The sequence below is a fragment of the Rhodococcus sp. LB1 genome (assembly GCF_001583455.1).
GTDB classification, from domain to species: Bacteria; Actinomycetota; Actinomycetes; order Mycobacteriales; family Mycobacteriaceae; genus Rhodococcus_F; species Rhodococcus_F opacus.
In genome coordinates, this window is the sequence record NZ_LTCZ01000005.1 from 39,203 (window position 1) to 47,259 (window position 8,057).

Sequence of the window (8,057 nt, forward strand, 5' to 3'; positions counted from 1 at the left end):
CCCGCACTCACTCGAGCGACTTGACGAGTTGCGCTCTGAGCCAGCGATGTTCGGGATCCGCGTTGTACATCGGGTGCCACCACAGCGCATGGTTCAGTGGGGCGAGATTCAAGGGGAAGTCGACCGACCGAATTCCCATTCCGCCGCTCATCCGGGCCGCCAATCGCTCCGGCAGAAGGGCGATACGATCGGTGTGGGCGACGAAATACGGCAGAGCCAGGTAGTTCTCGCCGACAACCTGCACGTACGGTTCGACTCCCTGAGCCCTGACCTGATGCAGCGGTGTCGTCGCGGCGTGGGGATGCGTCTGAAACACAGCCCACGGGTATTCGGTGAGCTGGTCCAGCCGTATTGCGTCCCCGACGTGCTCGTTGTCCTCGGCCACCACGCAGACCCACCGGTCGGAGAAGAGGTCGACCGAGGGCAGGTCGCTGACGAAGCCACGGGGTACGACCAGGGCATCGGCGGTACGGAGACTGTCCGATGCGCGGTCGACGATCTCCGGTCGCAACTGCACGAAGTTGATGCGCAGGTGCGGAGCCTGCGCCAGCAGATCGCGGGTGACGGTGTCGCCGACGGCGGCGAGCATGTAGTCGGACATGATCAGGGTGAACTCGCGGCTGGACCGTTCGATCTCGATGCCCGGCTCGGCGTCGAGCACTCGATCGACTGCGGAGATCGCCACCGTCGTGCGCTCGACCAGGCTGCGGGCGAGCGGCGTGAGTTGATACGAGTTGCCGACCCGAGCCAGTAGCGGATCCCCGAAGTACCTCCGAAGCCGCGCGAGAGCCGCACTCATTGCCGGCTGGCTCAGACCGACTTCGATCGCCGCGCGGCTCACGCTCCGCTCGCGCAGGAGCGCGTCCAAAGACACGATGAGGTTGAGGTCCAGCTTCGCGCGATGGCCGGAGATCCGCTGTATCGAGCTCATGGATACAAACTATAGGCAACCCGGCGTTCCCAAATAGCCGCGGGAAAATGAGACTGAGAGCAGTCAATCTGCCTCTCTCCGAACAGGACATTCATGGACCCGAGTCATGCCCGACCACGCCGCACACTCCTCCGGGGAGCAACGGTCGTCAGCGTCGATCCGGCCATCGGAAACTTCGACCGAGCCGACATTCTGATCTGCGACGATCTGATCGCAGGAATCGACGCGCGGATCGACGTCGAACCGGACGTCGAGGTCGTCGACGTCGACGGCATGATCGCGCTTCCCGGATTCGTCGACACTCACCGCCACACCTGGCAGAGCGTCATGCGGCACGGATACGCCGAACTCGATCCTCTCCAGTACTTCGACGAAATGCTCAGGGGAATCGGGGCGGGGTACGAGCCCGAGGACGTCAGGATCGGAAACCTCCTCGGCGCGGTCTCGGCGCTGAGTGCAGGCACGACCACCCTCTTCGATTGGTCCCACATCCAGAACTCGCCCGAGCATTCCGACGCTGCGGTCACCGGTCTGCGCGAGGCGGGTATCCGTGCCGTCTTCGGCCACGGATGGCCACTGCAGGGCGACGGCCGGTGGACCGAGAACAGCATGCTCACCCACCCGGCCGACATCGAACGGCTGCAGAAGGAGCACTTCTCCGATCCCGGCGGACTCGTGACGTTGGCGATGGCGGCCAGAGGCCCCGAGATGGCGGCGCCCGGGGTATGGCAGGCCGACCTCGCCCTCGCGCGCGACCTGGGTATCCGCACGTCGGTGCATGCCGGCGCGTACACGCACAACGAACCGGTACACGCCGTGGCGCAGTACGACAAGGCGGGCCTTCTCGCCGACGACCTGACGTTCGTGCACTGTTGCCGCTCCTCCGACGCCGAACTCGCGATGATCGCCGACGCCGGCGCCACCGTGTCGATCGGCGTGCACTGCGAGCTCAACTCGCAAGGCATCGGCGACGTCCCCCTCGACCGCATGCTCGCCGCCGGTGTACGACCGAGCCTCAGCGGGGATACCGAAACCAAATGCAGCGGAGACATGTTCACGCAGATGCGAATGCTCTTCGGTTACCACCGTTCGTGGATGGGCGGCGGGCACAGCTCCGTCGCCGCCGATCGTACGCAGCTGTTCCTGCAAGATGTGCTGGCATTCGCCACCATCGAGGGGGCGAGAGCGATCGGACTCGACGACCGGATCGGCTCGCTCACTCCCGGCAAGCAGGCCGACATCATCCTGGTGCGTGCAACCGACCTGAACCTGGTGCCCGTACTCGATCCGGTTGCGTCCGTGGTTCTCGCCGCTCACGAGGGCAATGTCGATTCGGTGCTCATCGGCGGGCGATTCGTCAAGCGCGGCGGAGTCGTGCTCGGGTGTGATCCGTCCGCTCTCGTCGATGCGGCGGAGGCATCGCAACGACGGATCCTGGGAAGACGCGCCGGCCGCTAGCACCCGTGTGCGCGTGACCCCCGTCCGAACAGGGTGTATTCACAGCACGAATTCCCTCCATCATGAGTTGCCGCTTCCCGGATAACCCGAGAACAGGAACAGTGATGGTCATCACCACCGCAACAAAGGAGCAAGGCATTGACCATGTCACGCGGGGACGAATTCAGGCGCGGGTGGCCGACTCTGTCAGCGGCCGCCGTGGGTGTCGGCACCGGGGTATCCGGGCTCGCCATCTACTCGGCGGGTCTGTTCACCAGCGATCTCGGTAGGGAGATCGGCCTCAGCGCTGCAATGTACGGGCTGTCCATCACCTTGCTGACCTTCGGGATGGCACTCGCCGCCCCCGTCGTCGGCTACGCCGTCGACAAGTTCGGAGTCAAGGCCCCGACGATTGCCGGAGCACTGTGCCTGGCAACCGGATTCGCCGCACTGGGAACGGTCGTGCACTCGGTGCCGGCCTACATGACAGCGATGGCGTTGATCGGATTCTTCGGTGCAAGTTCCGGACCGATTGCCTTCACCCGGGCGGTGAGCAGCTGGTTCGACCGCGCCAGGGGCCTCGCGCTCGGCATCACGATGATGGGAATGGGACTCTCCGGCGCCATCATTCCGGTCGCCATCGGACGCGTCATCGAACTCGAAGGATGGCGGCTCGGCTACCTCACGTTGGCCTGCATCGCGCTTGCCGGAACCCTTCCCACCCTCTTCCTCCTGAAGGTTGCACCCCGAAGCGTACGTACGCAGAGCACGCCCGGCCGGCAGGGCGACGACGGTGACGACTTCGCCACAATCCGTCGGAACCCGCTCTACTGGCGGCTGATTCTCACATTCGGCCTGATGTCGGTCGCCTTCACCGGCCTCGTCCCCTACCTGGTCCCCATGCTTCGGCAGTACGGGATGAGCGTCGGCGGTGCGGCATCGATCGCATCGATCATGGGACTCGCGGTCATCCTGAGCCGACTGGTGATCGGACTGCTCATCGACATCCTCCGGCCGACCGCGGTCGCGGCCTCGCTCTGCCTGCTGTGTGCCACCGGCGTCGTTCTGTTCGCAGTCGGCGGAGTCGGATTCGCCCCCGTCCTGGCCTTTACGCTGGGGTGCATGCTCGGCGCCGAGCTGGACATGGTGGGCTACTTCACGTCGCGGTACTTCGGACTCGCCGCCTTCGGAAAGGCCTATGCAGGACCGTATATGGCGTTCGTCCTCGGCGGCGGTATCGCGCCGTTGTGGGTCGGTGCCGTGGTGGACCGAACAGGAAGCTACACCGCAGTCCTCTACGTCGTCGCCGCGCTGACGGTCCTGTGCGCCGTCGCCTTCCTGGCCCTGCCGTCCCCGCGGCGGGTCACCCCCGACCCTTCCGATACGAGGCCGACACCCGCCTCCGTCAACGCAGATCTCTGACCACACACAACAGACACCGCTCCAGGAGAACCACTTTCATGCGTATCGCCAACATCGACGACCGTGCCGCCCTCGTCATCGGAGACGAGGGGGCCGAGCGAGCCGTCGACCTCGCCCACGCCTCCCGCGGCCGGTTCGGCCCCGAACTGCTCGCCGCCTACCAGACTTGGGACGCCGTCACCGGATGGGCCGCCGAACAGGACCTCTCGGCCCTGGCCGATGACAGCTTCGCGATCGACCGCACCCTGCTGGGTGCACCGTCACCGGCCCCCCGGCAGGTGTTCGCCGTCGGGCTGAACTACCACGCCCACGCCGCCGAATCCGGCTTCGAATCCCCCACCCACCTGCCACCGGTGTTCACCAAGTACGCCTCGTCCTTCACCGGCCCCGACACCGACGTCGTGATTCCCGCCGGCGGCAACGTCGACTGGGAGATCGAACTCGTCGCCGTCATCGGCCGCGAAACCACCAACATCGACGAGGCCGACGCCTGGGCGCACGTCGCCGGCCTCACCGCCGGACAGGACATCTCCGAACGGATCACCCAGACCCGCGGTCCCGCACCACAATTCGGGCTCGGAAAATCGTTCGCCGGGTTCTCCCCGCAAGGCCCCTGGCTGGTCACCCCGGACGAGTTCACCGACCCCGACGACCTCGAACTCGGCTGCACCATCGACGGTGAACAAGTGCAGAAGGGCCGCACCCGCGACCTGATCTTCCCGATCTCGACGCTGATCGCCGCCCTCTCGCACAATGTGACCCTCTACCCCGGTGATGTCATCTTCACCGGCACCCCCGCCGGCGTCGGCGTCGGCCGCAACCCGCAACGGTTCCTGCAGCCCGGCGAGAAGCTCGACAGCTGGATCGACGGCATCGGTCAGCTGCACCAGCGTTTCGTCGCCCACCCCGACGCGAAGTAGAGGACACCGATCATGGCACTACACGGACTGGGCAAGGTCACCGTCGGCGTCCCCAACGTCGACGACACCATCGCCTACTACACCGAATTCGGACTCGAACACCGCGGGAACGGGGTGTTCGCGACCCGCAACGGCGGCGAACAACTCCACATCGTGCACGCATTCACCCGTCGACTGGTCGAATTGACCGTCGCCGCCGACGACCCCGACGACATCGCCGCCATCACCCGGCGTTTGCACGGCCTCGGTGTGGCGACCCGTCAAGACGGCACGTCCGTCAGTGCCGTCGAACCGGTCACCGGCACGATCGTCAGGGTGGCGGTCCGGCCCCGGATCGTCATCGAGCCCGCGGTGTTGCCGACGCCGTACAACGGGCCCGGGCGCATCGACCGCTGGGGACGGGCCCCGTTCCTCACCCGCACCGAACCGGTGCGCCCCCGCAAACTCGGGCACGCGGTGATCGGGTCCACCGACCTCCAGACGACGATGAAATTCTTCACCGAGGGCCTGGGCTTCAACGTCAGCGACTACATGGGCGACAAGGCCGCGTTCCTGCGGTGCTCCGTCGAGCATCACAACGTGCTCGTGATGGCCGCACCGGTGAACTTCATGCACCACACCAGCTGGCAGGTCGACGACATCGACGAGGTCGGCCGCGGCGCGCACGCGATGCTCGAGAACAACCCCGAACGCCACATCTGGGGACTCGGCCGGCACCATGCCGGCGCGAATTTCTTCTGGTACCTCAAGGACCCGGCCGGGAACTTCTCCGAGTACTACTCCGACATGGACACCGTCGCCGAGGAAGAACTCTGGTCACCGGAAGTGCTGCACGGACTGCAAGGTCTGTACGCCTGGGGGCCACCACCGCCCCCGTCGTTCCTCGAACCCGATGACCTCGCCGCCCTGATGACCGGAGCACACTCCGGCACGGGGTGACGAGCGGGTCGAGGGATTCGGTGCCGGCTAGATCAGTTCGACGACGGTCCCCAGGTCGTGCACATGCTCGCTGTCCGACGTTCCGGGGGCCGGCGTGATGTCGCCACGTGCCGTGAGTGCCATCGACCTCGCCTCGCCCGCGGCGAAGGCGACCGGTACTGCCACGGCAACGGACAGGAGGGCAGCTCCTGCGTCGAACGCCAAGCGTGCGACACCGAAAGCACAGTTCGCCGATTCTCGGATCGTCATCGTCCGCCTTCCTTCATCCCAGTCCACGGGACGTAGCGGACCACTCCCTTTGACCTGACAATTACCCGTTCGACGTTACGAGGGGCCCGCACTACTCGCGAGTACCAAACCGACCATATCGAATGGTTTACTCAGCGGCCGTCGAATCCGGCGACGGAAGCAGAGAAGACAGGCACGTATCCGGGTAATTCAGCCGATGCGCCCGGATCGGCCCGGGACCACCCTGTAATCGGACGTCCCGACGACGCGACACCACACCGAGCGCACTGGAGCAACGACGGCATGAACCCACACACCGGGAATCACGGATATCACCTGGTTCACACGTTCCGCCGGCCTCCGGTACGGCCGGGGCGCCACGCACTGCATGCCGCCGCATCCAGGATCGGAATCCCGTGCACCCTCGGCGCCGGCGACCACCGCGCCTTCGACAGCTCCGGTCTCGTTCAATGGGCGTACAAACAGGCCGGTGTGGCCGTTCCTCGCACCACCTACGAGCAACTCCGACACGGGACTGCCGTGGACGAGAGCGACCTGCAGCCCGGTGACGTCGTCCTCTTCTACGGGGGCGGCCACGCGGGGATCTATGCAGGAAACGACACGGTCGTCCACGCACCCGCTCCGGGACGGCCGGTCACGCGAGTGGCCATGAGCTCCATGTCATTTCACGCAGCGCGCCGATACTGACGACCGGCTACAGCCTCCAGCGACCCCGAACAGGGCGGCTGGAGGCGTCGACCACCCGCGACACCGTTGACTCAGTGAGCGGCGTTGTACGCATCCTCGATCTCGGCAGGAATACGTCCACGCGCGGACAACTCATACCCCTGCGACGTCGCCCATTCTCGAATTTCCTTTGCCTGGCTCCGTCCCTGGGACGGTGCCACTGCAGGAGTCGACCGACGCTTTCTTCCACCGACCCGAGTTGCATGCTCGATGTAGTAGTCGAGAGTCTTGTGGAATTCCCTGGCGTTCTTGACCTTCAGATCGATCTCGTAGTCGACGCCGTCGACAGAGAACGGAATGGTCTCCCCCTTACCGTTCTTGATCGGAGTTCCGTCGATGTCGTCGATGCGTTCGACAACAACTTTGCGCGCCACAGTTCCACTCCTTCATCGTCGATAACCCGGGGAACACTACGTCGAAGTATTGTTCACCTGCCAATCCCCGACGGAGTTTTCGAATTGCAGACCCGGGTCCGTCTGATTGGAGCACCCAGCTGTCGGGGTATTCGCCGGACATGACACCGAAGGACGCATCCGGACCGAAGACCACGACCACCGACAGCGGCGCCCCGGGCGCGGACAAGGACGTGATGTCCGATCCGGCCGAGGACGACAAGAGTTCGGGCGCCGACTGGAGCGGCGAAGGTGGCGCGACCCCTGAGGGGCCCGCCACCGACACCGACACCGAGGACTAGGTCACCAGGGGATCTGACCGAGGACCACACCGATCACCAGCATCGACAGCGACACCAGCGCCGCGCGCCACAGCACCTTCTTGTGATGGTCCGCCAGCGGGACACCCGCCAGGGTCACGAGCAGAAGGATGGCCGGGACGAGGGGGCTCTGCATGTGGAACGTCTGGCCGGTGATGGATGCGCGGGCCATCTCGACCGGCTCGATGCCGTACGTGGCCGCCGTCTCGGCGAGCACGGGCATGATGCCGAAGTAGAAGGCGTCGTTGCTCATGAAGAACGTGAACGGCAGGCTCAGGATGCCCGTGATGACGGCCAGGTGCGGTCCGAGCGAGGCCGGGATGATCTCGAGCAGCCACTGCGCCATGGCCTCGACCATTCCGGTGCCCTGGAACACGCCGGTGAGCACGGCCGCGGCGAACACCATCGCGACCACGGAGACGATGCTCGACGAGTGGCGGGTGATGGCTTCCTGCTGTTCCTTGACCCGCGGGAAGTTCACCGTCAGCGCGATCGATGCGGCCACCATGAACAGGACCGGAATCGGCAGCACGTCCATCACGAGCACGACGAGCAGCGCCACGGTCACGAGCGCGTTGAACCACAGCAGCTTCGGTCGCAGCGTGGGCCGCTGGGGGTCGAGACCGTCGACGAAGCCCTGGCCGTCGTCCGATCCGGCGTCGCCGGAGCCGCCACCCGTTCGGGGTGTGTCGCCGTTACCCCCGGATCCGGATCCGGTCAC

General features: G+C 65.6%; 10 protein-coding genes. 6 read left to right on the forward strand and 4 right to left on the reverse strand.

What is annotated here, in order from left to right; all coding sequences use genetic code 11:
* Positions 1-7: 7 nt before the first annotated feature.
* Positions 8-931, reverse strand: a complete 924-nt coding sequence (locus AZG88_RS01350) for a LysR family transcriptional regulator (RefSeq protein ID WP_005244270.1) — start codon at positions 929-931, stop codon at positions 8-10.
* A 93-nt stretch (positions 932-1,024) separates the two neighbouring features.
* Here AZG88_RS01350 and AZG88_RS01355 point away from each other — a divergent pair, with 93 nt between their 5' ends.
* From AZG88_RS01355 to AZG88_RS01370, 4 genes are all read left to right on the forward strand, one after another.
* Positions 1,025-2,389, forward strand: coding sequence for an amidohydrolase family protein (locus tag AZG88_RS01355; protein ID WP_061696819.1), 1,365 nt, complete (start codon positions 1,025-1,027; stop codon positions 2,387-2,389).
* 144 nt (positions 2,390-2,533) lie between these two features.
* Positions 2,534-3,790: an MFS transporter gene (locus AZG88_RS01360; RefSeq protein WP_025431886.1), complete on the forward strand. Its 1,257-nt coding sequence runs from the start codon at positions 2,534-2,536 to the stop codon at positions 3,788-3,790.
* Positions 3,791-3,828: 38 nt separating this feature from the next.
* Positions 3,829-4,710, forward strand: a complete 882-nt coding sequence (locus AZG88_RS01365) for a fumarylacetoacetate hydrolase family protein (RefSeq protein WP_005244276.1) — start codon at positions 3,829-3,831, stop codon at positions 4,708-4,710.
* A 12-nt stretch (positions 4,711-4,722) separates the two neighbouring features.
* On the forward strand, positions 4,723-5,649 hold the full coding sequence (locus AZG88_RS01370; protein WP_005244278.1) for a VOC family protein: 927 nt from the start codon (positions 4,723-4,725) through the stop codon (positions 5,647-5,649).
* Between the two features lie 27 nt (positions 5,650-5,676).
* Here AZG88_RS01370 and AZG88_RS01375 read toward each other — a convergent pair whose 3' ends face one another.
* A complete protein-coding gene (locus AZG88_RS01375; RefSeq protein WP_005244280.1) occupies positions 5,677-5,898 on the reverse strand; it encodes a hypothetical protein in 222 nt (73 codons plus the stop codon).
* 282 nt (positions 5,899-6,180) lie between these two features.
* On the opposite strand from AZG88_RS01375, the gene AZG88_RS01380 reads away from it, so the two are divergent.
* Positions 6,181-6,585 (forward strand): C40 family peptidase, encoded by a 405-nt coding sequence (locus AZG88_RS01380; protein WP_025431885.1) that lies wholly within the window; start codon positions 6,181-6,183, stop codon positions 6,583-6,585.
* A 71-nt stretch (positions 6,586-6,656) separates the two neighbouring features.
* Here the strand turns inward: AZG88_RS01380 and AZG88_RS01385 are convergent, their stop codons facing one another.
* Positions 6,657-6,998 carry a histone-like nucleoid-structuring protein Lsr2 gene (locus tag AZG88_RS01385; protein WP_005244283.1) on the reverse strand — a complete coding sequence of 114 codons (342 nt, stop codon included), beginning with the start codon at positions 6,996-6,998 and terminating at the stop codon, positions 6,657-6,659.
* A 140-nt stretch (positions 6,999-7,138) separates the two neighbouring features.
* Between AZG88_RS01385 and AZG88_RS01390 the strand changes: the two genes are divergently transcribed.
* Positions 7,139-7,318, forward strand: coding sequence for a hypothetical protein (locus AZG88_RS01390; RefSeq protein WP_005244285.1), 180 nt, complete (start codon positions 7,139-7,141; stop codon positions 7,316-7,318).
* A gap of 1 nt (position 7,319) precedes the next feature.
* On the opposite strand, the gene AZG88_RS01395 is transcribed toward AZG88_RS01390, so the two are convergent.
* The coding region (locus AZG88_RS01395; RefSeq protein ID WP_269455021.1) for an SLC13 family permease at positions 7,320-8,057 on the reverse strand (738 nt) is incomplete at its 5' end.

Bases quoted from the DNA above. Each gene is read 5' to 3' on its own strand.
- AZG88_RS01350 (WP_005244270.1), bottom strand. From the start codon at position 931: ATGAGCTCGATACAGCGGATCTCCGGCCATCGCGCGAAGCTGGACCTC.
- AZG88_RS01370 (WP_005244278.1), top strand. From the start codon at position 4,723: ATGGCACTACACGGACTGGGCAAGGTCACCGTCGGCGTCCCCAACGTC.
- AZG88_RS01365 (WP_005244276.1), top strand. From the start codon at position 3,829: ATGCGTATCGCCAACATCGACGACCGTGCCGCCCTCGTCATCGGAGAC.
- AZG88_RS01355 (WP_061696819.1), top strand. From the start codon at position 1,025: ATGGACCCGAGTCATGCCCGACCACGCCGCACACTCCTCCGGGGAGCA.
- AZG88_RS01380 (WP_025431885.1), top strand. From the start codon at position 6,181: ATGAACCCACACACCGGGAATCACGGATATCACCTGGTTCACACGTTC.
- AZG88_RS01375 (WP_005244280.1), bottom strand. From the start codon at position 5,898: ATGACGATCCGAGAATCGGCGAACTGTGCTTTCGGTGTCGCACGCTTG.
- AZG88_RS01360 (WP_025431886.1), top strand. From the start codon at position 2,534: ATGTCACGCGGGGACGAATTCAGGCGCGGGTGGCCGACTCTGTCAGCG.
- AZG88_RS01390 (WP_005244285.1), top strand. From the start codon at position 7,139: ATGACACCGAAGGACGCATCCGGACCGAAGACCACGACCACCGACAGC.